Origin of the sequence: Gillisella vitis, assembly GCF_021559775.1 — a bacterium.
Lineage (GTDB): Bacteria > Pseudomonadota > Alphaproteobacteria > Rhizobiales > Rhizobiaceae > Allorhizobium > Allorhizobium ampelinum.
This window is the reverse complement of the sequence record NZ_CP056048.1, coordinates 519,024-542,364: the sequence shown is the minus strand read 5'-3', so window position 1 is coordinate 542,364 and position 23,341 is coordinate 519,024. Positions and strand designations below refer to the sequence as shown.

The following is a 23,341-nucleotide window of genomic DNA, read 5'->3' as shown; positions in this document are numbered from 1 at the left end:
GATTTCGTGACATGCTAAACTACCTCTGTCAATCAATGTCGTCCCGCCTGTTCAGGCTTTTCTCACCTGTCGTAAGGGAGGAGGAAATTTCGCTGTCAGCCGTGGTATTTTACCGCAAAATTCACTTCGGTTTCAGGGAATTTTTGCCTTAGAATTTTCAGGCATTTTTTTGCTCTTCCCCCGCGTCCGACATCGCCTTATGTAGTCGTCAGACAACGTTGATAGCCCGGCACTCGTTGATAGAAAGCAAGCAAGATGATCGCTCCAGCCCGCTGCGGTATCGCATTTTGACCGCCCCCTTGCTTGCAACGCTCGGCTGGTCGGAGTTTTTTGCAGACCAGATCGGCCCGGATGAATCGGCACTGACGCCCTGGCGTATCGCCTCCGTTCACCGCGCCCGGGTTGAAGCGATCCATGCTGGCGGACACGGTGATCTCGGACTGCCTCACCACAGCAATACCGCCGATTTCGCGGTGGGAGACTGGGTGCTTGCCAATCCGGTAACCGGGGAATTTGTCCGCCGGCTGGAGCGCAAGACCGTCTTGCAGCGGCGCACGGAAGGCCGCAACGGCCAACAGCTTGCCGCTGCCAATGTCGATACGCTGTTTATCGTCACGTCCTGCAATGCCGATTTCAATCCGGCCCGGCTGGAGCGCTATCTGGTCATGGCCAACCAGTCCGGCGCCAATCCGGTGCTGGTTTTGACCAAGGCCGATACGGTTGACGATGCTCAAAGGTTCGTTGATGAGGCAGCAGGCCTGCAACGCGACCTGCCCGTGGTCACGGTCAATGCTCGCGCCCCGGATGCCGCAGCAGCGCTTGCGCCCTGGTGCGGCATCGGCGAGACAGTCGCCCTTGTCGGCTCGTCGGGGGTTGGAAAATCGACGCTGGTCAACACTTTGGCGGGTTTGGAGAAGGGAGCCGGTTCGGAAACGGGCCTGCCCCAGAAAACTGGCGGTATCCGCGAGCACGATGCCAAGGGACGTCATACCACGACGGCGCGATCTCTGCATGCCATCAGCGGTGGCGGCTGGGTCATCGACACGCCGGGAATTCGCACGCTCTATGTCAGCGACGTGACGGATGGGCTCGATACCTTGTTCAGCGAAATTACCGAACTTGCGCCGCAATGCCGTTTTCGCGACTGCACCCATGCCCATGAGCCCGGCTGCGCCGTGCAGGCGGCCATTGCCAAGGGCGAACTGGCACCTGAACGCCTGGAGCGCTGGCGTATCCTGCTGACGGAAAGCCGCAAGAGGACGCCGGTGACAACCGGGCCACGTGGCAATAAAATCCCGCGCAAAGGAAAATAAGCCATTTCCGCGGTACCGGGACATGCAAAAATGCTCTATTGGCCCGCTTAGACGCATCTCAACATTGAAGTTCGCGACATTCATCGCCATATACAGCCCATCGGGGTAAAATACCGACCATGACCGCCACACTGCCGGTCTCTCGGTCCAGACGCCCACATTCTCCCTCTTCAGAATGTCACAGATTTCAACCCACACTCTGGCGCTGCGCCGGAGCAAGCAAGATCGGACACCCATCATGGCTGAGAAGAAAACCAACGAAACGACCGCGCAACAGCCTTACGAGCCTGTTTCCTTTGCCAAGAAGCACCGGATATCGGTCGAGGATGCCCGCACCATTATCGAAAAACACGGCGCCGACCGCAAGAATGCCGATAAGGAAGGCCGTCGCGTCAGCGTCTGATACCAGCCAGGCGTCACCGCGACGCTGGCATTATGACATTGGCATTTGGCCTGACGACCTCAAGCCCGCGACGCGGATTTGAGGTCGATGCCCTCAACCGTGCTGGGTCTCCGGCGCCACCACCAGGCTTGGCGGGGCCTGCACGTTAGCCTCGCCCCGCAGCCGCTTGCCGATATAATCCAAGGCGTTCTGCAAGCCATTCATGGTATAGGGCTTTTCAATGGCACCCACCGCACCGACGAAGTCCGGCGGTATCCGCCGAAGATTGCCCGTGACGAAAACATAGGGAATACCCCGCTCAGTCAGATGCCGCCCAACCTCGATCCCGGTTGGTCCGTCGAGAAGATGAACGTCGACAAAGGCGAAGTCCGGTTTTTCCCGGTCGATGATTTCAATAGCCTCAGCACGGCTCATCGCCTGTCCGACGACAGTGTGGCCAGCTGCCTCCACTTCCGCTTCAAGTTCAAGCGCAAGCAGCGTCTCGTCTTCGACGATCATGATGTCCAATTTTATGCTCCAGATCAGCTATCAACCATCAGGGTGACCCGCACGATGGTCTGGCGGCCCTCAGTCTTGCGTTCAAGTTTGGCATCAACCTGCCGAATGCAGGTTTCCAGCATCAGGCGCCCGAAGTCGTCATCCTCGCTATTGACCGGCACCGGATCAGCGGTATCGCGAACTTCAATCACGAAATGACCGTTTGGCCGGTTGACGGTCAGGTGGATTTCGCCGCCGCCATCGCTCAGGCCACGACGCACCGCATCGCCGATCAGCTCATTGACGATCAGCGCCAGAGGCGACGCTTTCACGGCAGGAACGAAGACCGGGGAAAGATCCATGGTGATATTGATATCGCCCCGTTTCAGCGCGTTGACAATGTCAATCACCAGTTCGCGGGCAAAATCCGCCACATCGAAGCGCCCGACATCGCTCGAGGTAAACAGCTTTCGCTGTACCGTGCTCAGCGCTTCGACGCGATTAAGCACAGAGCGCAAGGTATGGCGCACCGTATCGTCCCTGGTCATCCGCGCCTGCAACTTGACGATGGAGGCAATCGTCAGGAGATTGTTCTTGACGCGGTGATCGACCTCATGGACGAGCGTGGTTTTTGCCTCCAGAGCATCGACAAGATCCTGCGTACGCTGGGCGACCGCTGCTTCCGCCTGCGATTTTGCCGAGGCCAGCTGCACTTCCTTGCTTTTCACATCGGTAAAATCGAGTTGCGAGGCAAAGAAATAAATCACTTCGCCCTGGATATCGCGTACTGGGCTGATGAACAATGCATTCCAGAACGTCGTGCCGTCCTTACGGTAGTTCAGAATATTGACCGATACGTCCCGCTCGGCCTCTATCGCCTTGCGGATCTGCAACACAGCTTTCGGGTCGCTGTCAGGGCCTTGCAGGAAGCGGCAATTTTTGCCGATCAGATCGTCGGAAGCATAGCCCGTCAGCTCGCAAAAGGCATTATTGGCAAAGATGATCGGATTGTCGGCCTGCCTGGGATCGGTAATGATCATCGGCATGCGGGTCGCCTTGAAGGCGGCGGCAAATGGATCTTCCGATGCATGCTCTGCCAGAAGTCTGCGCCCGGCGGCCTCGGCACCGCGTCTAGCTGAGCTGTCGGTCATAAAACTTCCTGTTGTCGTTAGGAACTCGAAACGAGAAGAAATCCTATATGTTCCATCTGTTAAAAATAAAATTGATGTTCTGACATCGCAGCAAGCACCGCAAAAGGACCTGCATTTCCAATCTTGCAAATTCTATAAAAAATGCCCAGATAATGCCCTTATAAACCAGTGAATCTCCAGCCCAGCGGGCAAACGTCATGGAAAGTTTACCCTCTCCGCATATTCACATCCTGCTTTGTCCCCCCGGATGGAATGGACAGGAATTTCTCGGTAACGAAGGTGCGAGCGCATCTTCACTTTAAAAAATGCAACCCTCTCGGCAAATCCCGCCCGGTCCAGAGTTTGAACCGGCACGACAGAACAAGATTCATGCGCCAATCATTAAACGACGACCAGGCCGAGCAGCGGGAGAGACGGCGCCTTGAGGCACTCAGGGCCTATGACGTGCTTGACACGCCGCGCGAGAAGGATTTTGACGATATTGCCGCCCTCGCCTCGCGGATCTGCGCGACGCCGATCGCCGTCGTCAATCTGATCGATGACAGCAGGCAATTCTTCAAGGCGGAAGTCGGTCTTGGCGTGCGCGAGACACCGTTCGACAGTTCCTTCTGCGCCAAGGCTATTCTGGAAGACGATTTCCTGATGATACCGGATGCAAGTCAAGACAGCCGGTTCAATCGCAATCCGCTGGTCACCGGCGAACCCCATCTGCGCTTTTATGCCGGAGCCGTCCTGAAAACCGCTGATAATTTACCCATCGGCACCGTCTGCGTGCTGGGTTTCGAACCCAAGCAACTGGATGAGCTTCAACAGGACACGTTGAAGGTTCTTGCCCGACAGGTGATGGTGCAGCTGGAATTACGCAAGGCGCTGAAGGAAAAAGCGCGTGAGGCGGAGGTACAGCGCCGATTGAGCGAGCGCAGGCTGGCGCGCGTCACGGCCATGGAACAACAGGACGAGCGCTCGCGAAGCGCCCAGGCGGCCGGCCGGGTCGGCACGTTCGAATTGGACATCGCTACCAATACCATGACGGTTTCCAGCGAGTTCTGCCGGGTCTTCGGCATTCCCGTGCAGACGTCCTATCCGGCTTCGGCGATAGAGGATCTGGTGCATGAGGACGATCGTGGCCTGCGCTCAAACCCGGTCACACGGCGAGAAGGTTCGGCCAGCCCTGACGTGGATTATCGGATCATCCGCGCCGACGATGATGAATTGCGCTGGATTTCGCGGCGGGCGCGCTTCGTTCACAACGAAGCAGGCGAGATCACCCGCATGGTCGGCGTGGTCTTCGACACCACCGATGCCAAGCTGAAAGAAGCGAAAAAGGCTGCACTGTTAAAGCTGGGAGACGAACTTCGCGCCGCCAGCACTGTGGAAGAGATCACCCAAAGCGCCGCCGCCATCCTGTCGGACGGTCTTGGCGTTGCCCGCGCAGGCTATGCCGTGGTGGATCGGACCGACAATAGCTTTGCGGTCGCCTTCGACTGGGCATCTCATGGCACGGTCTCACTGGCGGGGCGCCATTCTCTCGAGAGGTTTTCAGAAACGATTGAGCACCTGCGCAAGGGAGAGACATTGTCGATCCCCAACGTCGCCTCAAGCAAATGGCCGACCACAGAAAAGGATGCCTATGCCTCCATCGGGGTTTCGTCGCTGATCAAGGTGCCGATCCTCAAAGGCGGAAACCTGGTCGGTATTCTCTTTGCCCATGACGACAAGCCCCGGACATGGAGCCAGGATGAACTGGACTTTACGCGCGGCATTGCCGACAGAACCTATGCAGCCCTTGCCAAGGTTCAGGCCGAGGAAGAACAGGAACTTCTCAACCACGAACTGAGCCACCGGCTGAAAAATACGCTGGCCATGGTCCAGGCCATTGCCGGGCAGACATTAAAGGATGTCTCGGAAAAGGAAGCCGTCAACGCCTTCCTGGCCCGTCTTCATGCCCTGGGCGCCGCCCATGACGTTCTTCTGCGGCAAAACTGGTCGGCTGCAAAAATGCGCGATGTGATCGAGAAGGTGCTGGCATTGCATGCCGACGGCGACCGTATTTACGTGGATGGTCCCGATCTGGCGCTTGGCCCGAAGGCCGGTCTGTCGCTATCTTTGCTGCTGCATGAACTGGCGACCAATGCCCTCAAATATGGTGCGCTTTCCAACGCTAGCGGCCGCGTTTCCGTCAAATGGTGGATCGCCGACAACGACGCCACTCCGACCCTGTCGATGACATGGACGGAAAGCGGTGGACCGACCGTGAGCGAACCGACCCGCAAAGGCTTCGGCTCACGCCTGATCCGCATGGGACTGGCTGGAACAGGCAATGCCCATAAGGACTATCGCCCGTCCGGCCTGACGGCAACGTTCCATGCACCGCTCACCACAATCCAGGAAACCGGAGACTAGAGTTTGTCAGGTTCAGATTGAACCCGAGAGGCTCTTGCTTTCGTTTGCCTTTTCAGCGGAAGCGGAACAGATTCTCAGGCATCCCAATCCCCAAGACGCTGACAGCATCCAGTCATTCTATCAGCCATGCGGTTCGCCGGGATCATTGGCGCGGATATCGGCCAAGGCCTTGAGAGCGGATGTATTGCCGACATCTGATAGCGTCTGGAAGATCTGGCGCGCCTCGCCGACATAACCGAGCTTCTGATAGGCATAGCCCCGCAGCAAAAGCAGATCCTGCGGTTCCGGCATCAGGCGCGCGCGCTGGTCGAGCGCAATCAGCGCCTCACGGGCTCGGCCAAGCTGGAAGGCGCCCACAGCGCGATCAGCCAGGATCGCCAATTGCAGCTCACGCGCCCGTTCCTTGCCAAGCGGTACGGACGCGGCGGCAGCGGCGGCTTTATCGGTCAGCTTCAACCGCAGCAGCGCCAGACTCTTGCCATAGGCGGCATCCTGGCGAAGCGGCAGGTCGCCGCCGCTGAATGCCCTGTCGAACGCCTCGACCGCCTCCATCGGACGCTTGAGATCCATCAGGCACCAGCCGCGCATCAAGGCCTCTGGCGGCGACAATTGCCCGGCAGGAAGGGTTGATGAGCAGCCAGAGCGCCTGGTTCCGGTTTCTTGCTGCAAGACAACCATGGTCGGTCTTGAGCGTGTCTGGCTGACAGCCCCGGACGGGGAACTCCCCATCTCGGCACCAGCCGATCGGTCGGCAGACCGCACCGCTTGTTTTACCGCAAGCCTGTCTTTGGAAGACCTGACTTCGCCGACTGCGGCGATCCGGTCGGACTGGCCGGCCCATTTGGCCTTGATCTGCGCCACGCCGGTCTTGTCGCCCAACGTGTCGAGGGAAAGGGCCAGACCATAGGCCGCAGGTTCATAGGTGGCATCCCAGGACAAAACCAGCCGAAACCAGTCCGCCGCCGTCGACATCTGTTGCAGCGCGCGCGCATACCAGCCGAACTGCTCGGCTGCCGCCGCATTGCGGGCTGCAATGACGACCGGCGCCATGCGGGACAGCACGCCATTGTCGATGACCTTTGGCGGGTCCTGCGACAGCAATGCGGCAACCGCCGAGAGATAGACAGCCCTCGCCTGCTGATCGGTGCCGTAAAAGCGAAACATGGTCTTTTCCGCTTCGCCCGGTGTGCCAAGCGCCACCTGCGTCAGGGCCAATCCTTGAGCCGCCGAGGCATTTGGTTCTTTTGCGTAGGAGCGGTCAAACCACTCCTTCGCGGTGGCCATGTCGTTGCGGCGGTAATGATACCAGCCGAGCAGCAGGGCATCGCTGGCTTTTCCTTCGCGTTCGGCAGCCTTTTCCAACCGCTCCAGCTCAACGCCCTGCACGGCAATCCCGGCATCCTGTCCGGCGCGCGCCACGATCTGGCGGGCAATATCGTCACGAATGCCGTCGAATTCCGGTTGCCCGTCAGCACTGGGCTGTTCGAGCTTCAACAAATCTTCGAGCAGAGCGGGCTGCAACAGAGTGCTTGCCTTCTGCATGGATGCCAGCCGCAATTGTGGGGTCCGGCAGGTTTTCAGCACATAGGTATAGACATCGCGGGCGCGTTCCGGCTTGCTCGTCCTGGCGAAAGCCTCGGCAACACGCCATAAAACATCGACCTCCGTACAGGTCAGCAGTTCCGGCGCCCCTGACGCCAGTGAGATAACACTGTCATAACGCTTGTCATCGGATGCCTTGACCAGGCTTTGGCGGGTTTCGGCAAGCCTCAGACTTCCCAGCAATTCCTCCGGTGGCATCCAACCGGGTTCACTCTGCTGGCGTCCGGCAATGGCTTTGCGCACCTCATCATAACGCCCGTCCGCATAGGTCTGCCAGAGCGACTGGACAAAGCTATCGACCCCGGTTGCGATGGACATTGGATTTTCCGGCGGCTGCCAGCCGGGATAAAGCATGCGCAGGCGAGAAATCTCAGCCTGCAGCCGAACCGTATCACCACGGGCAGCAAAATAACGCAACGCACTTTCATCGACCGAGGGGCGGCTGGCATCAACCGATGGGCGGCTGGTTTCTCCAGACCCTCCACCCTCGGTAGGCTTTACCGGTGCGCCAGACTGTTCCCCGGCAACAGGGACAAGCGGCGAACTGGGTCGGGTGGGTGCTGACTGGTCGGGCGTGCCCGCCTCTGCCAGCAGTTGCACGGGCATGGCCCGGGGTGCTGGCAGACGCTCGGATTTTCCAGACGGCACCTGCTCGCCAGCCTCCTCGCCCTCACGGACATCCTGGCCGGAGGCCTGCGAATTTTTCGAAACCGTCGCGAGATCCTCATGGCCCGGAAGAACGCCCACGGCACCCACGGCTCCGGCCGCAATCGCTATAAGCGCTATGAGTGATGTACGCATGAGAACTCCGTCCGCATTATCGGCCGAAATGCAAAGCCAATAAGATCTGACTTTTAACTGTTAGGGTAAAGAAATGGTTTATTTTGATCGGATCGGGAGGGAAGTCTTGCACTTTGAAAGGTTTTAAATTTCGTCAGTGCAGTTTCTGGCGTATGACGATGCTATGATTCTAGACCGACCGATTCTAGCGGGACTGGTGCGGGGCATAGTCTGCTCGCCCGCTCTTATTCTTGTGGCCCTTTTGTCCGCCTGTGCCGGCAATCCGGTGCGGCTGAACGACGAAACGCGGGCGCTCTCCGCAGACCAAGCCATGCTTTTACCACCGCCGGGCGACTTTTCCATCGTCGGCGTCACGCAAAAGCGCTTCAGCAATGCGGTGCAGCAGGAAATTGCCCTGTCGACCAATTCGACGGTTCCGGGACAAAATGTCGTGCAGGTGCGGTTTTACGGAACGGAAAATCCCAATCGCTACGGCGATAATGCCCTCTCCTCGGCCTCATTGACCGACGCCCGGATCAATTCGGAAATGCGCGGCACCCTGCCGGGCATCGCCATGACCCGAGCGCCTTACGTGGTGCAGAATGATTTTGGGCCGTTCGGCTATGCGGTAGGCCGCTCCAGCGGCAACGACCTCTGCCTTTATGCCTGGCAGCAATTGCGCGCCCGGCAGGGCCAGCGTGGCCCCTTCGTCGATGGCGGAACCGTTCAGATCCGCATGCGCCTTTGCGACAGGTTGGCAAGCGAACAGCAGCTTCTATCGCTGATGTATGGATTTACCCTTGCCGGCACCGTCGACAGCCCTGGCTGGAACCCTTACGGCGGCCCTCCCCCGCTCGACGCCCGCCTGGGCGGTAGCAGCGCACCGATCTATCCTCCGGCAACCCCCATTCTGCCAGTCCCGGCGGCCTTAGCTGTCACTCCGGCTCAACATCCCACCGAGCCCCGCGCCGCGCGTCCGGCCCAGACGAACGCGGCGACATCACAGTCTACTGCTCCTGGTTCGGTGACACCTAATCCCCGGCCATTGCCGGCGGGTGCGCAAAATACGATCATTCCGTCACCCGGCCAGATCAGTGGCGCTCATGGAGCAGTGCCTTCGCCCGCTCGATCGGGCGCGACAAGCCCGTCGCCATCCTCACAGACCACAAAACCGGGTTCTGTCGTCCCATCGCCTGCATGCCTTGGTGCGACCTCGGCCCAATCTGGGGCAACCCAAGCTGGACAATGCCCATGAGCTGGATGGCGCCCATGAGCCTGGTGGCCATAAGCGAAAAATCCGCTGCGTCGCGTTGGCCGCAATACGTCCCCTTTGACCGGGATTTCGAGGATTAGACAATGGTGTTTTTGGTCCGCTTCCTGCTCTGGCTGATCTGCGCGGCGGCGATGCTGGCTCTGACATTTTTGCCCATCGACACCCGGACACAGCTGGTGACAACATTCATCATTCTGATCATCGTTTCGGTGATCAGAATGATGCGGATCGAAGGCCGCGGCCGCATTGTTTTTCTGTCGCTCTCGACGGCCATTGTGCTGCGTTATGTCTATTGGCGCACCAGCAGTACCTTGCCGCCGGTCAACCAGCTTGAAAATTTCATCCCCGGCCTGCTTGTCTATCTGGCCGAGATGTACAGCGTCCTGATGCTTTTTCTCAGCCTGTTCGTGGTGTCCATGCCACTGCCGCCACGCAAGCCTTTTCGCACGCTTGCCGCTGAAGAACTGCCAATCGTCGACATCTTCGTGCCAAGCTATAACGAAGACGAAGCCTTGCTGGCCAATACGCTGGCTGCGGCCCGCAATCTCGATTATCCGACTGACAAATTCACCGTTTGGCTGCTGGACGACGGGTCAACGGAGCAGAAGCGTCAATCCACCGACCTGCTGGCGGCAAAATTCGCCGAACAACGTCACCAGGCGCTCCAGGCGCTCTGTAGCCAGCTTGGCGTGCGCTATCTAACGCGCGAGCGCAACGAACATGCAAAGGCTGGCAATCTCAACAACGGTCTCGATCACTCCAGTGGAGAGCTGGTCGCCGTCTTCGACGCAGATCACGCTCCGGCCCGCAGCTTTCTCAAGGAAACCGTCGGCTATTTCGGGGAAGACCCGCGTCTTTTCCTGGTCCAGACACCGCATTTCTTCATCAACCCTGATCCGGTTGAGCGGAACCTCAATACATTCAACAAGATGCCGAGCGAGAACGAAATGTTCTACGGCATTATCCAGCGCGGCCTCGACAAATGGAACGCGGCCTTTTTCTGCGGATCGGCTGCCGTTCTGCGCCGCGAAGCCCTGCTTGAAACCAAAGGCTTCAGCGGCCTTTCCATCACCGAGGATTGCGAAACCGCGCTTGAACTGCATTCGCGCGGCTGGAACAGCATTTTTGTCGATATGCCGCTAATCGCTGGCCTGCAACCGGCCACCTTTGCCAGTTTTATCGGCCAGCGCAGCCGCTGGGCGCAGGGCATGATGCAGATCATGCTGTTCCGTTTTCCACCACTCAAGCGCGGCCTGACCCTGCCGCAGCGGCTTTGCTACATGTCATCGACAATGTTCTGGCTGTTTCCCTTTCCCCGGGCAATCTTCCTGATGGCGCCGCTGTTCTACCTATTTTTCGATCTACAGATTTTCATGGGCTCGGGTGGTGAGTTCATGGCCTATACCCTGTCCTACATGCTCGTGAACCTGATGGTTCAGAACTACCTCTATGGTTCTTTCCGCTGGCCATGGATTTCGGAGCTTTACGAATATGTGCAATCGATACATCTGCTGCCGGCTATCCTTTCTGTGATGTGGGACCCACGGCGACCGACCTTCAAGGTCACCGCCAAGGATGAAAGTGTGACGGAAAGCCGTCTGTCGGAAATCAGCCGGCCGTTTTTCCTGATTTTCTTCATCCTGCTGCTTGCCTTTGCGGTGACGGTCTACAGGCTCTACAGCGATCCCTATCGGTTTGACGTGACACTGGTGGTCGGTGGCTGGAACCTGGTCAATCTGATCATGGCCGGATGCGCATTGGGCGTCGTCTCGGAGCGGGGGGAGCGACAGTCGTCGCGTCGTGTGCAGGTCAGCCGGCGCTGCGAGTTTTCCGTGGGTGGGAAAACCTATCCGGCAATGATCGACGATGTGTCGGTCAACGGTGCCAGCCTGCAAATTTTTACCCGTGACCGCGAAATCTTCAAGCGGGACACGTTGGCCGCTGTGACGTTTCAACCGCATGGTACAAACCAATGGGCCGAACTGCCTGTCAATATCCGTCATTTTCAGTTTAATGGTGACATCGTCTCAATCGGCTGCCGCTATCTCCCGGAAACCGTGCGCCATCATGAATTCATCGCTGATCTGATCTTTGCCAATGCCCAGCAGTGGAGCCTGTTTCAACAGTCGCGGCGTCGCAATCCTGGCCTTTTAGGAGGAGCCTGGATGTTCCTGCGCCTGTCTCTCACACAGACACTGCGTGGCCTGCATTATCTGCTCCTGCTGCTTTCTTCGAAAGCCAAAAACGACGCAAAGCAGGAGGGCGAACAGTGAAAACAGCTTTTGCCCTGATTTTGATGCTACTGGCCGGCGCTGGGTCAGCACTTGCCCAGATGGCACCTTTCGACATGAGCCCCGAAAGCAATACAATGCCGGGCGCGCCGATACCCGGCCTGCCCGCGACCAAGGCACCTATTCCCCTCCCGACTACGCCGATCCCTGGCATTCCCCTGTCCAACCGCCCGGCACAACAGCAAGGCGAGAGCCTGTCACGCCGTTACCTGCTGACGACGCCGGTTCTCAAGCTTCAAGGTGAACTGGCCCGGCAGGCGATGTCGATTTATCTGACACCGGAACAAGCCTCAGCCGATGCAAAGCTGGTGCTGAGCTATAGCAACGCGCTCGTGGTCGCGCCGGAAGCCTCTAACCTTCTTATCACCATCAATGACACGCCGGTTCTAAACCTGCCGATCAGAGGCGGCCAGTCTGCGCAGCAAAATACGATTTCCGTGCCGCGAGGCGTTCTTGTTCCGGGCTTTAACCGGATCAGTTTTGCCGCGGAGCAAAGGCACCGCACCGACTGCACCATCCAATCCACCTATGAATTGTGGACGGAAGTGGATGCATCAAAAACCTATCTGACATTTGCGGACCCTGACGCCAACGGCATGAAACGTCTCGACGATGTGCGCGCACTTGGTGTCGATGAAAAAGGCCGCAGCCATTTCACCATCGTTTCACCGGATCTCGAACAGCCATCTGCCACTCCCGCTTTGCTCCAGTTGGCCCAAGGCCTGTCACTGCTGAGCGGCGTTGCCAATGGCTCCTTCAGCTTCACGAAAACCATGCCCGCACGACCAGCCCCCGGGGAGCTTGTGGTCGTGGCGGCCACCACATCGCAAATGGCGGGCCTGATCGGCATCAACAATGCCGTAAACGCGGATACCAGAAAGCTGAACGGCACGATGGCTGGCTTCATGGCGCTTCCGGGCCGCCCAGGAGTGTCGGTCCTCGCCTTCAGCGGCCCGGATTGGCGCGACATCAAAGCGATTGCTGATAACTTTGTTCAGTTCGCCCAAGACGGCGAGCGGCGGATATTGAAAACCTCGGCCTGGCGCGGTGTCGATACACCTATTCTGGACAAGGCCGGGGCGCTGTCCTTTGCCGCACTCGGTCTTCCCGACCAGGAATTTTCAGGTCGCCGCTTTTTCACGGATTTCACGGTGGGCATGCCAGCCGATTTCTATGCCAACCATTATGGGACCGCGACCATATTGCTGGACGCCGCCTATTCGAGCAAGGTCTTGCCGGGTAGCCAGATCGTGGTATCGGTCAATGGTCATCTGGCGACCACCGTTCCGATCACGTCCAAGGGAGGCGCGGTTCTCCGGCACTATCCGATCCGCGTTACCCTGCGCCATTTTCATCCGGGCGTGAATGTCATCGGGCTGGAAGCCGTGATGATGACCCAGGAGGACAGCGTCTGCGCACCTGGTGAGACAGCGGACAAAACGGCGCGGTTTGCCTTGTTCGGCTCTTCGCAATTCGTCATGCCACCGATCGCGCATCTGACCCAGGCTCCCGATCTCGCTGCAACAGCGGCTCTCGGCTTTCCCTTTGCTGCGGCAAAAACCCCGACAATGGTTGTTTTAGGCCGCAATGACGATGTGACACTGGCAGCCGCCGCAACCGTGCTTGGCAAATTTGCCGCATCGGCCCGGCAAACCCTTGCCCTCGAAATGGCGTCATCCCCCCCACGCTTTTCCGGTCGCAATGCGATTTTCATCGGAGCCGCACCGGACCTTCCACCCCAGGCATTTACCAATGTGCAGCTGCAAACCAAGGGTGCCGGAGATGGCGATCTCAGCACCGACGTAAAGCTCAAATCCTGGCGCGACAAAATTGATTCCGGTACGGTGATGGAATTTTTTTCCAGCGTCGACACCTGGATGAAAGAAACCTTCGATCTCAATCTGGCGACCGTCAGCCTGTGGCCAAGTGCCGAGGCCGCCTATACATTGCCCCAGGCATCCAGTGCATTTCTGTCCCAATCCGTCGATGCCGACGGTGCCATCCTGACGACATTCAGCGCCCCTGATCGCGCATTGTTACAAACCGGCACGGTCGATATCGCCGATCTTCGCAACTGGACCGCGATTTCGGGCCGCGTCAGCGTTTATGATGCGAGAAAACAGGAGATCGTCGTCAATGAGCCGACCAGTGTCAGCCTGTTGTCGATGCAGCCTTTGAGCATCAGCAACATGCGATTGGTCGCGGCAAACTGGCTCTCCGGCAATTTCGTGATCTATGCGGGCGGGCTCGTCCTGTGCGCCATCCTGCTGGGGCTTGCCACGAATGCGTTGATGGCGCTGCTGGGGCGTGGCCATGGCTCAGACAAGAGTTAAGCCTTTCTGGAATTGGTTGGAAAAACCATTCTCGCCGTAACATGGTATTCAACCAGCAGAACTGTCACTTCAAATCCACCTTGGCTCGAGGAAGCACGATGGAATCGGTGCGGATCTCTTAATGTCCTTGACCGGGGCTGTCTGACAGTTCAATAAAATTGCCGACCTGTAACTTTGCCACTGCCGTTCGACAGAGGGCATTTCTGGACGGATGGTTTTGTCTCGCATCGCAAATCCTAAAGCTGCTGTGGTTGTCGGCTGTCTGTCAGGCATGCTGTTTTCTGCCTGTGGCAGTCACGCCGCCGACACGAGTGCCGATACGGAGAGCCGCTGGACAGTCACGCTTGGAGGCGCGGTCGAACTGGCGCCCAGCTATCCCGGTTCCAAGCAATATACGTTCGGGGTCATTCCCTCCTTCGATATCCGTCGGTTCGGAGAGCCCGAGGAAAATTCAGCCCCTGATGATAATCTGGATTATACGGTGTTCAGTGGGCATGGGTTTGAAGTGGGGCCGGTCGTTGGCTTTCGTGACAGCCGCTCCTCGAAATCAACCAATCTCGACGGGCTGAAAAACGTCGAATTTGATATCGATGCCGGTGTCTTCGTCCAATACTGGATCAAGCCGGATGTCTGGCGTGTCCGCTCGGAAATCCGCCAGGCACTGTCAAATGGCAGTGGATTGGTGGTGGATGTCGGCTCGGACTGGTTTCAGCCGCTTTCGGAAAAATGGTTGCTCTCCGCCGGGCCGAGGATAACCTTCGGCGACACATCCTACATGAACAAATATTTCGGCGTCTCTGCCACCGAGGCCAGCCGCAATGGCCGCATCAATGCTTTCGATGCGAGCGCCGGGATCAAATCCGTGGGCTTTACCGTCTCGGCTACCTATACGATTTCGCCAGATATGTCGGTGCAACTCTATAATCGCTTCGAGCGGCTGGTGGGCGATGCCGCCGATTCTCCTGTTACCTCTGAGCTCGGTACAAGAAACCAGAACACCATTGGAATTGCCTTTAACAAATCCTTCGATATTTCATTTTGAGTGCAGCCTCAGGTCCCAGACTTCGACGCCGTCGCAATGCACCAGGCACCGGTCAGAATTGCCGCCGTGCCGATCAGTGTTAAGATCGTGACCGGTTCATCAAACATGAACCAGGCCATTGCCATGATCAGCACATAGCTGACAGCCGACAAGGGAAAGGCCTTGCTGAGCGGCAGATCGGCCAGCACCGACATCCAGACGATAAAACAGACGATTTCCGCCACAACGGCAGCAAGAAACCAGTGCGACAGGAAGACATGTTCGAAAAACGCCGATCCATGCGCGGTATCGGCTTGATCTGCGCCAAGTTTCAGAAACATCTGCTGGGCAGTGTTGAGTACCGGCACGGCCAGCCATGACAGGCGAAGCAGTTTCATGCCTCGCCCTCACTCAACTGAACTCCGCTCGCTTCATCTGCGGCAAAATAGGGCGCGACTATGCGCAAAAGACGTTGAACGACGGGATTGCGGTGGCGGAAATACATTTCATTCGGCGTTAGCCTGCTGCCCAGCCGCACCTTGTTGGTATAATAGGCCTGACCGCTTTGATAGCGTTTCAATCCGTTCTTCAGGCAATAGCCGATATTCTCGAACCAGCTGAGATAATAGAGATTGTAGGGACGGCCTGCCATTTCATCCATGCAGAAAAACTTGTCGATCAAGGTGTGATCGTTATGAACCATCAGGTTGGCCGCCAGCAGCTCGTCTCCGACAAAATAGAGAGTGCAGAACGACCGACCGGACATAGTCCTCAAAATGCCCTCGAAATAGGCTGGAGTCAGTTCTTCGAACTGCCATTCGCTTCGGTTCCGCGTCTCGTTATAAAGCTGCATGATGCGTGGCAGATGGTCACCGAATTGCGTGTGGTATTCGACCCTGACCTTTTCGCGCGCCCGCAATTTGCGCCGCATGTCCTTGCGCGTCGACGATGAGAGACGAGCAAAATAACTGTCCATATCGTTGAAATCGATGGCAAGCCAGGCAGTCGGCATGCCGCCCAGCGGCGCATAACCATGGCCCTTGATCACGCGGTCAATCCCGGCATCCACCGGCTGAGGCATGTCCTTCAATGCACCCAACACGCATTTGCGTGTCCGGGCGTAATCCTCAAAACAGCTCAACATCGCCTGAAACAGCATTTCATGGCGATCCGGTCTGACCGAGGGGTGAAAACCGAGATTGCCGGTCTCCGTGCAAGGCGAGCCCAGGCAGGCGAGCGGCAAGGTCAATAATTTCGGGAAGATACGGCGCAGCCTACCGATCGCGTCACGGACGCGGCCCGCCTCAAGCGTGGTGTCCAAAGCATAGCGGGTGATGAAGGCCGGCATGGCCGCGACAAGATAACCGCCTTCATAGACCGTGGCGTAACACCATTCGAAACCCGATATCCCAGCGGTTTCGACGGTCAGCAGGTAATCATAGGCTTCCGGCTCGCCCGGAAAGCACTGGTCCCAATCGTCACGATCGATATCGGCAATGGAGCTTGTTATGCGAGTATCCAAACTGCGCACCACATCAAGCATGACACGCTTCTGCGTGACATCGTCTGAGGCCGAAGATTTCACCGCTCTGTTTTCGGGCATGTTAAGCTCGGTTCGGTACATAATGAGCCTCGAAAAAATCCGCTGTCAGATCTGCGACGTGTCGATGCTGTCGGTCCATATGGATCATGTGATAGCTGTCCCGCAGCCAATGCAGTTCGCGTGGCCCGCCAAGATGCGACGAGATATATTGGGCATGGCTTGGGCTGCTGACATCGTCCTCAAGCGAATGAACGATCAGCGTCGGGGTCTGCATAGACGGCAGCCGGGCTTTCAGCACCCGCCCGAGCTTGTCCATTTCCACCAATCCCTTACCAGGAAAACTCTCCAGCACGCCGTCACCACTCATGGCGGCAATCTTGTTGCGCAGCCGGTCGTCCTTGATGCCGAGCGAACGGGTTTCGTGAAACCTCAGCCGGTCCAGGAACGGGATCTTCGCCAGCCAGCGGATATTGCGGGCCATGAAATTGTAATGACGGGGAATGTCCCAGCCATCATAATGGAAGCAGGGCGAATAGATGGCCGCAGCACGCAGGGTCAGCGGCTGGCGATCCGCCGCCATCAGCGCCAGCTTTCCACCGGCGCAGATACCAGCGGCAAACGACGCATCGACCCGCGAGGCCAGAACCTGTCCGGCTTCCTCGACGCTCTCAAGCCAATCCTGCCAGCGCGTCTTGCGCAAGGCCGCTTCGTCCTTTCCATGCCCTGCCAGTAGCGGTGCATAGACCGAATATCCGCGCCGGTGCAATTGCCGGGCCACCAGCCGCATTTCGGCAGGTGCTCCTGTCAGACCGTGGACAAGAAGGATGCCGCTGCCATTGCTTCCTTCCTGATAAAAGGAAAGCGCATCGGTGCTCATCGGGTACCCTCCCCCGACAAGGTCTCTTTGGCCAGGTTCTCCTTGGCAATGAAGCCGAGCGCGTGGCAGGTGCTGATCACATGGGTTCCGGCCTTTTCCTGCTCATCCTTGATCCGGTCATGCAGCAGCGGCAATTGCGTCCAGTGGGTTTTGGGCCGGTAATGATGTTCGGCGTGATAGCCATTGCCGAACCACAGCCAGTTGTAAAAGCTCTTGTAACTGCTGACGCCCCAGGCAATCGGCTCATCCGGGTCGCCGTGCAAATGCTCGTAGTAACCATTGAGAGACGACAGGCAATTGCCGAGATAATAGAACGGCACGAGGAACAGCGTCGCCTTCCAGTCATAGGCCAAGGCCGCCAGCGCGACGACAATGAAGGCGATCAGTTCGATCCGCCCCCACTTGGCTTCAAATGGCCGCTTGGCAGCGATAGCCCGATGGATTTCGCCCAGATCGTCCCGGAAGAAGCTCAGAAAGGTGTAGGAAAACACATTTTCCGGCTCGCCATTCTTGCCATGCTTGTAGATCGAAAGCAGATCGACGGTCTTGCCGCTCTCATCCGGCCGGTCGCTATTGCCGGAATGGTGGCGCATATGGACCCAGTGATAATAGGTCTGGGAAAAGCCGATGGTGATCGATTCCAGCAGGCTGAAAGCATAATTCATCCAGCGCGGCTTGAAATAAGGCGTATGGATGAAGTTATGGGAAATGCTATTGATGTTCCAGGAAATCGACAGCGCATAAATGCAGGCAAGCACGAAGGAGAGCCACAACGGTCGGCTCTCGAACCCGGCAATCAGATAGATGTTGAAGGCCAGATGCAGCAATGCTGCGGCGACAGACACACTATCCCATTTCGAATAGGCAAAGAGTTTCATAGTCCTGTTGCTCCGACACAGACCACACCGGCGGTCACAAGCGCGACCCCGACGGCATGGCGAAGGTTGATGGATTCCTTGAAGATCACCGCACCGGCAATCGTGATGGTGGCATAGCTCATCGCCATGATCGGAAAGGCGATGGACAGCGAAACACTGGCCAGCACCCGGCTCCAGGCCAGGAGTTCGACGAGCCAGAAGCAGATCCCGGCCCAGACAACCGGCCGTAGCACCATCTGTCTGGCATCGCCCACACCCGCCCCTTTTTTGAAGCAGATCTCACGACCTGTCTCCGTCAGGATGCAGAACAGGATCAGCGCCAACATCGACAGATCGAGGCCTTGTTTCATCGCATCTGCTCCCCGAACACATCCAGCAGCGCAAGATTGGCGGAACTGTTAATGGTGCAGATCTGCGGACTGGGACATGTATGGCGGGGTTGATCGATCAGGATCTCGCCCTTTTTCAAAAACCGGGTCCAGAGAGTGCCGCTATAGTCTGGACGGGAATAATCCCCCGTCACATCGGCGCCGATAATCCGATAGCGCTCACCAATCGCGCTGATGATCGATAGGACATAGGGCATCTGCATTTGCCCCTGGTCCCAATTGGTCACCGCATCGCCCTGAACCAGAACATCCTTGTCCAGAGTGATGTAGACGCAGTCGGTCTGAATACTGGCCAGCAACCGGTCGATGAAATTCATCTCGCCGATTTCGGCGATGGTTTGCCAATAAAGGTCACGGGCATGCTGCCTGTAGGATTGCCCGGAACCGTAACTGGCCTTCACCCGGCTAGGCGGATGTGCGTACGGGTAAAGCTCCAGCCGTCCGCTGGTCAGCAGGTCGAGATTTGCGCCCTTACGCTCCGGCGTCTCCAGATCATTGCTACAGACGCCGATGGTGATGACTTTATCGACCTGCGGATTGGCAAGGGTACGGTTGACCCAGGAACCACAATGCATGCCGCCATCGAAATGCACCCAGTCCGGGTGATTGTCGATATGAATGACCGTCACGCGCTCGCTGCGGCGTTCCAAGGCCTGATCAATCAGCAGTGATGTGACGTGGTGAAAATCGCCCGACCCCATGAAGCAGAGGCGCGGTTCGACAGACCCCTGCCGTCCCACTTGGCTGATCTTGCGCCACAGCGTGTCGAGCGCGGCTTGCCGCCCCCAGAGACGCACAGCCCTGCCGCTTTGCTGTTCGTTGAGTTCATGCGCGCCTGCCATTTTGCAGGTGCGCATGAACTCAGGCTGCAACTCCAGCGCGTCATCGAGGTGAAGAAGCAGGAGTTGCACGGCTCTATCTCCGTGCAGCGCGGGTCAGCAGCTGATCGAGCAGGGTGAGAGCCAGATCGATTTCGCTGTTGCTGATCATCAGGTTGGGAGCCAGCGTGATGACGTTCTTATGGTAGCCGCCGACATCGAGCACCAGACCATAGGTCTTGCCATCAACAACCATATCGCCCTTCATGCCCTCGTCCGACATCCAGTCAAGCGTTGCCTTGTCAGGGGTAAACCCGTCTTCCTTGCAGATTTCCATGCGGAGCGCGAGGCCGAGACCATCGACATCACCAACGATGGCATGACGCTTTTCGAGAACCTTCAGGCCATCCAGGAAGCGGGCACCCTTTTCCATGACGCTGGCACCAAAATCACCCTCGCCGACCATTTTCATGGTTTCCAGCGCAACGGCGGTGCCCATCGGATTGCTGGCAAAGGTCGAATGGGTCGAGCCGGGCGGGAAAATCGTTGGATTGATCATTTCCTCGCGCGCCCAGATGCCGGACAGCGGATTGAGACCATTGGTAATGGCCTTGCCGAATACCAGAACATCAGGCGACACGCCGAAATGCTCGATCGACCACAGTTTTCCGGTGCGGTAGACGCCCATCTGGATTTCATCGACGACCAACAGGATGCCGTGGTCATCAAGCACTTTCTTCAAACCGGTGAAGAAATTCATAGGCGGAATGACATAGCCGCCGGTGCCCTGGATCGGCTCGACATAGAAAGCGGCATATTCGGATTTACCAGCCTTGGGATCCCAGACACCGTTATATTCGCTTTCAAACAGGCGGGCGAATTTCTGTACGCAGACCTCACCATATTCTTCCTTCGACATGCCTTTCGGGCCGCGGAAGTGATAGGGAAACTCGATGAACTGGGCGCGGTCGCTGAAATGGCCGTACCGGCGGCGGTAGCGATAGCTTGAGGTAATCGCGCTCGCGCCGAGCGTGCGACCGTGATAGCCGCCCTCAAAGGCGAACATCAGGCTTTTGCCACCGGTGAAATTACGCACCAGCTTCAGCGAATCCTCGACAGCCTGCGAGCCGCCGACATTGAAATGGACGCGGCCTTTATGACCGAATTTCTGTTCCGCATCGCGGGCAATCAGCGCGGCCAGTTCGACTTTTTCGCGGTGCAGATATTGGGATGCCACCTGCGGAAGCTGATCGAGCTGCCGATGGGCCGCATTGTTCAGCCGCTCGTTGCGATAGCCGAAATTGACGGCGGAATACCACATTTGCAGGTCGAGAAACGGCGTCTGGCTGGCATCGTAGACGAACGAGCCTTCACAACCTTCGAAGAATTTCGGCTTATCCGTATAATGGACGGTGTCGCCGTGAGAACAATAGAGGTTTTCGAGTTCTCTCAACTCGTCTTCTGAAGGCGAGACGACGGGCGGTTCGGCAATCTTGAGCGTTGCACGCATATGCTTGTTTTCCCTAAGCTATTTTTGATGCAGGAACAGTGGTCACAGCAGCACCAGCCCCAATCGCCAGGGACTTGATCTTCAAGGTCTTGAGTGCGGCTGTGATATCGGTGAAATCGCGGTAAGCGATGAAGGGGATCCGGTTTTCCTGGCAATGGACCGCCAGTTTGGATTTGGCGAAGATCAGCTTGGCGGCATGGCTGGAGACGCAGAAATCCGAGCGGCCATCGCCGATATAGATGTGATCCGCATCGCCGGAGCGGATGACGTTGCATTTGCAGACACCCGATCCGGTGACGCAGTTTTGGCTGGCAAAGGGATGGTCGAGGTCGAAAACCGTCGGGTTGCCGCAGGAGGGCTCCAGCATGCGGTTGGCAACCACTTCGATGTCGTTGATGCCGTGATGGCTGAGAACACGGCGAATGAAATAATCGACACCGTCGCTGACAATGGTCAAACGGATATGGTTCTGGAGGCAGAACCGGCGGAATTCGGGAAAGCCAGCGTCGATTTCGACCTCACCGAGAAACCGATCGATCTCATGCCGATAGGCCTGAAGCAGACCGATCTGAGCCCGCATGCATTCAGCGGAATTGATTTCTCCCGCTTCCCATTGTTGTTCGATATCGGTCCATTCAGGCAGGGCGAACCGCTCCAGGACGAGGTCAGTGACGTCCTGTTTCGATATCGTGCCGTCAAAATCGCAGAAAGCTTGCATGGTGGTTCCTTCAATCTGTGAAGGAACCCTAGAACCCGGACCTGAAAGCTGGATTAGACGAAAATGAAGTGAAACTTAAATGTCGATTTTTTTGCCAACCAGCCTTGGGGTGTCCTCGTTGACTTAAAAATTATGCTTTATAATCATTTATTTGCATCCTATGACTGCAACCCGCCGATCAAGCCGCAGTGAGCGTCCCCGCTGGCACAAGCAGGTCTATGCGCAAGCCATAGCCCCAGTCAGGCACACCCAGTTCGATATCAACCGAAAGGCGGCCCGCAATTGCCGCAGCAATGGCAAGGCCAAGCCCGGTCCCCTCGCGCTCTGTTGTCGGCAACCGGTAGAATTGCTGGAAAACCTTGTCGCGATGCTGAACGGGAATGCCCGGTCCGCTGTCATTGACTGAAACGTACCAGCAGTCCTCTTTGGACGTAATCACAACCTCGATTGCACCGGCATCCGGCGAATATTTGATGGCATTGTCAACGATATTGTCGATCATCATTCGCAACAAGCTGCTGTCGGTCGCCACCAGCGCCTCTTCATCTCCAGAAAGTTCAACCTGCAACCGCCTTTCGTTGAAGACCGGCCCGAAATCCGCCAGCACCTTGGCCACCAGATCGAACAGGTTGGTCGGTTGCAGGTTCAAAGGCTGATGACTGACGCGGGCCAGATTGAGCATCTGCTCAATCAGATGCATCGCCCGCTCATTGCTGGCGGTCAGATCCTTCATCAGCGCCTGACGCTCTTCCTCCGAATCCGACCGCTCGATCAATTGCAGCAGCAGTTTTATGCCCGCCTGCGGCGTGCGCAGCTGATGGGCGGCGAGATCGGCAAAGCGGCGCTCAAGCGTGAGGGATATGCGCAGCTTTTCCATGAACTGATTGAGCGAGCCGACCAGCGGAATGAGGTCGCGGGGCAGACCATCGGTGGAAATTGCCGAAAGATCGTCCGGCGTCCGTGACCTGATCTGCCGAACAAGCACCCGGATATGATTGAGGCCGTTATGAATGACGAACCACACAACAATGGCGATGGCCGGAACCAGGATCATCAATGGAAAGGACAGATTGAGAATGATATTGGCGACCAACCCGTCGCGCAACGCCATTTTCTCGGCCACTTCAATGGTGACAGGAGAATTAGGAATCGGCAGGGTATAAACCCGCCAAGCCTCACCGTTTAGCTTGAAATTGGAAAAGCCGCGTTTGAATTCCGGCACCGATTCCGGAAAAGAATTGCTGCTGACCATGACCAGACGGCCATTTTTCCAGGCCCGAAAGGCATGGGCATCGGCATAATCATCCGCATCTTCGTTCAGGGACAGTTGGTCGTCCATGTTGAAATCCAGATCGGGGATCTGGACAATCGGTTTGTCCGAATTCTTGGCCAGCGGATGGTTGAGCAGGACCCAAAGCGTGTTGGCGTCGTTGATCAACTCCGCATCATAGATATTTTCAATCTCGCGGTCGGCGCTTCGATACGCAAAGGCGCCGACAAGCGCGATTGTAATGATCAGCGTCGGCAGAATTCTCAGGAACAGTCTTTGACTGAGTGTCAC

The 23,341-nt window shown here is 57.4% G+C and carries 19 protein-coding genes; 7 read left to right on the top strand and 12 right to left on the bottom strand.

Going from position 1 to position 23,341, the window contains the following annotated elements; genetic code table 11:
- The first annotated feature begins 287 nt into the window (after positions 1-287).
- Both rsgA and AVCG78_RS19585 read left to right on the top strand, forming a co-directional pair.
- Positions 288-1,313 carry a ribosome small subunit-dependent GTPase A gene (rsgA, locus tag AVCG78_RS19590; protein ID WP_234665032.1) on the top strand — a complete coding sequence of 342 codons (1,026 nt, stop codon included), beginning with the start codon at positions 288-290 and terminating at the stop codon, positions 1,311-1,313.
- Positions 1,314-1,551: 238 nt separating this feature from the next.
- Complete coding sequence (locus AVCG78_RS19585) at positions 1,552-1,716, top strand: hypothetical protein (RefSeq protein ID WP_174082397.1); 165 nt, start codon at positions 1,552-1,554, stop codon at positions 1,714-1,716.
- A gap of 93 nt (positions 1,717-1,809) precedes the next feature.
- Here the strand turns inward: AVCG78_RS19585 and AVCG78_RS19580 are convergent, their stop codons facing one another.
- Together AVCG78_RS19580 and AVCG78_RS19575 are read right to left on the bottom strand one after the other, a co-directional pair.
- A complete protein-coding gene (locus AVCG78_RS19580) occupies positions 1,810-2,223 on the bottom strand; it encodes a response regulator (protein ID WP_041698511.1) in 414 nt (137 codons plus the stop codon).
- 14 nt (positions 2,224-2,237) lie between these two features.
- Complete coding sequence (locus AVCG78_RS19575) at positions 2,238-3,344, bottom strand: PAS domain-containing protein (RefSeq protein WP_041698508.1); 1,107 nt, start codon at positions 3,342-3,344, stop codon at positions 2,238-2,240.
- 369 nt (positions 3,345-3,713) lie between these two features.
- On the opposite strand from AVCG78_RS19575, the gene AVCG78_RS19570 reads away from it, so the two are divergent.
- Positions 3,714-5,747 carry a GAF domain-containing protein gene (locus AVCG78_RS19570; RefSeq protein WP_071584444.1) on the top strand — a complete coding sequence of 678 codons (2,034 nt, stop codon included), beginning with the start codon at positions 3,714-3,716 and terminating at the stop codon, positions 5,745-5,747.
- 120 nt (positions 5,748-5,867) lie between these two features.
- Here AVCG78_RS19570 and AVCG78_RS19565 read toward each other — a convergent pair whose 3' ends face one another.
- Positions 5,868-8,150 (bottom strand): tetratricopeptide repeat protein, encoded by a 2,283-nt coding sequence (locus AVCG78_RS19565; RefSeq protein WP_071205996.1) that lies wholly within the window; start codon positions 8,148-8,150, stop codon positions 5,868-5,870.
- A gap of 163 nt (positions 8,151-8,313) precedes the next feature.
- On the opposite strand from AVCG78_RS19565, the gene bcsN reads away from it, so the two are divergent.
- The 4 genes from bcsN to AVCG78_RS19545 all read left to right on the top strand — a co-directional run bounded on the left by bcsN (position 8,314) and on the right by AVCG78_RS19545 (position 15,068).
- Positions 8,314-9,384: a cellulose biosynthesis protein BcsN gene (gene bcsN, locus AVCG78_RS19560; protein ID WP_139191516.1), complete on the top strand. Its 1,071-nt coding sequence runs from the start codon at positions 8,314-8,316 to the stop codon at positions 9,382-9,384.
- 101 nt (positions 9,385-9,485) lie between these two features.
- Positions 9,486-11,675, top strand: a complete 2,190-nt coding sequence (bcsA, locus tag AVCG78_RS19555; RefSeq protein ID WP_071205993.1) for a UDP-forming cellulose synthase catalytic subunit — start codon at positions 9,486-9,488, stop codon at positions 11,673-11,675.
- Positions 11,672-14,026, top strand: a complete 2,355-nt coding sequence (locus AVCG78_RS19550) for a cellulose biosynthesis cyclic di-GMP-binding regulatory protein BcsB (protein WP_071205991.1) — start codon at positions 11,672-11,674, stop codon at positions 14,024-14,026. The genes bcsA and AVCG78_RS19550 overlap by 4 nt, the downstream gene beginning before the upstream one ends.
- Positions 14,027-14,237: 211 nt before the next feature.
- Positions 14,238-15,068, top strand: coding sequence for a MipA/OmpV family protein (locus tag AVCG78_RS19545; RefSeq protein ID WP_071205989.1), 831 nt, complete (start codon positions 14,238-14,240; stop codon positions 15,066-15,068).
- Between the two features lie 8 nt (positions 15,069-15,076).
- On the opposite strand, the gene AVCG78_RS19540 is transcribed toward AVCG78_RS19545, so the two are convergent.
- From AVCG78_RS19540 to AVCG78_RS19500, 9 genes are all read right to left on the bottom strand, one after another.
- Complete coding sequence (locus AVCG78_RS19540) at positions 15,077-15,445, bottom strand: EamA family transporter (RefSeq protein WP_071205987.1); 369 nt, start codon at positions 15,443-15,445, stop codon at positions 15,077-15,079.
- Positions 15,442-16,590 (bottom strand): GNAT family N-acetyltransferase, encoded by a 1,149-nt coding sequence (locus AVCG78_RS19535; RefSeq protein WP_071206030.1) that lies wholly within the window; start codon positions 16,588-16,590, stop codon positions 15,442-15,444. The genes AVCG78_RS19540 and AVCG78_RS19535 overlap by 4 nt, the downstream gene beginning before the upstream one ends.
- A 61-nt stretch (positions 16,591-16,651) precedes the next feature.
- Complete coding sequence (locus AVCG78_RS19530) at positions 16,652-17,467, bottom strand: alpha/beta hydrolase (RefSeq protein WP_071205985.1); 816 nt, start codon at positions 17,465-17,467, stop codon at positions 16,652-16,654.
- Entirely contained in the window at positions 17,464-18,345 is an 882-nt protein-coding gene (locus tag AVCG78_RS19525; protein ID WP_012653877.1) for a fatty acid desaturase family protein, read from the bottom strand. The genes AVCG78_RS19530 and AVCG78_RS19525 overlap by 4 nt, the downstream gene beginning before the upstream one ends.
- Entirely contained in the window at positions 18,342-18,695 is a 354-nt protein-coding gene (locus AVCG78_RS19520) for a DMT family transporter (RefSeq protein ID WP_071584446.1), read from the bottom strand. Before AVCG78_RS19520 ends, AVCG78_RS19525 begins: the two co-directional genes overlap by 4 nt.
- Positions 18,692-19,645 carry an arginase family protein gene (locus AVCG78_RS19515; RefSeq protein ID WP_071205981.1) on the bottom strand — a complete coding sequence of 318 codons (954 nt, stop codon included), beginning with the start codon at positions 19,643-19,645 and terminating at the stop codon, positions 18,692-18,694. Before AVCG78_RS19515 ends, AVCG78_RS19520 begins: the two co-directional genes overlap by 4 nt.
- A gap of 4 nt (positions 19,646-19,649) precedes the next feature.
- Positions 19,650-21,062, bottom strand: coding sequence for an aspartate aminotransferase family protein (locus tag AVCG78_RS19510; protein ID WP_012653874.1), 1,413 nt, complete (start codon positions 21,060-21,062; stop codon positions 19,650-19,652).
- A 13-nt stretch (positions 21,063-21,075) separates the two neighbouring features.
- A complete protein-coding gene (locus AVCG78_RS19505; protein ID WP_071205977.1) occupies positions 21,076-21,780 on the bottom strand; it encodes an MtnX-like HAD-IB family phosphatase in 705 nt (234 codons plus the stop codon).
- Between the two features lie 178 nt (positions 21,781-21,958).
- Entirely contained in the window at positions 21,959-23,341 is a 1,383-nt protein-coding gene (locus AVCG78_RS19500) for a sensor histidine kinase (protein ID WP_071205975.1), read from the bottom strand.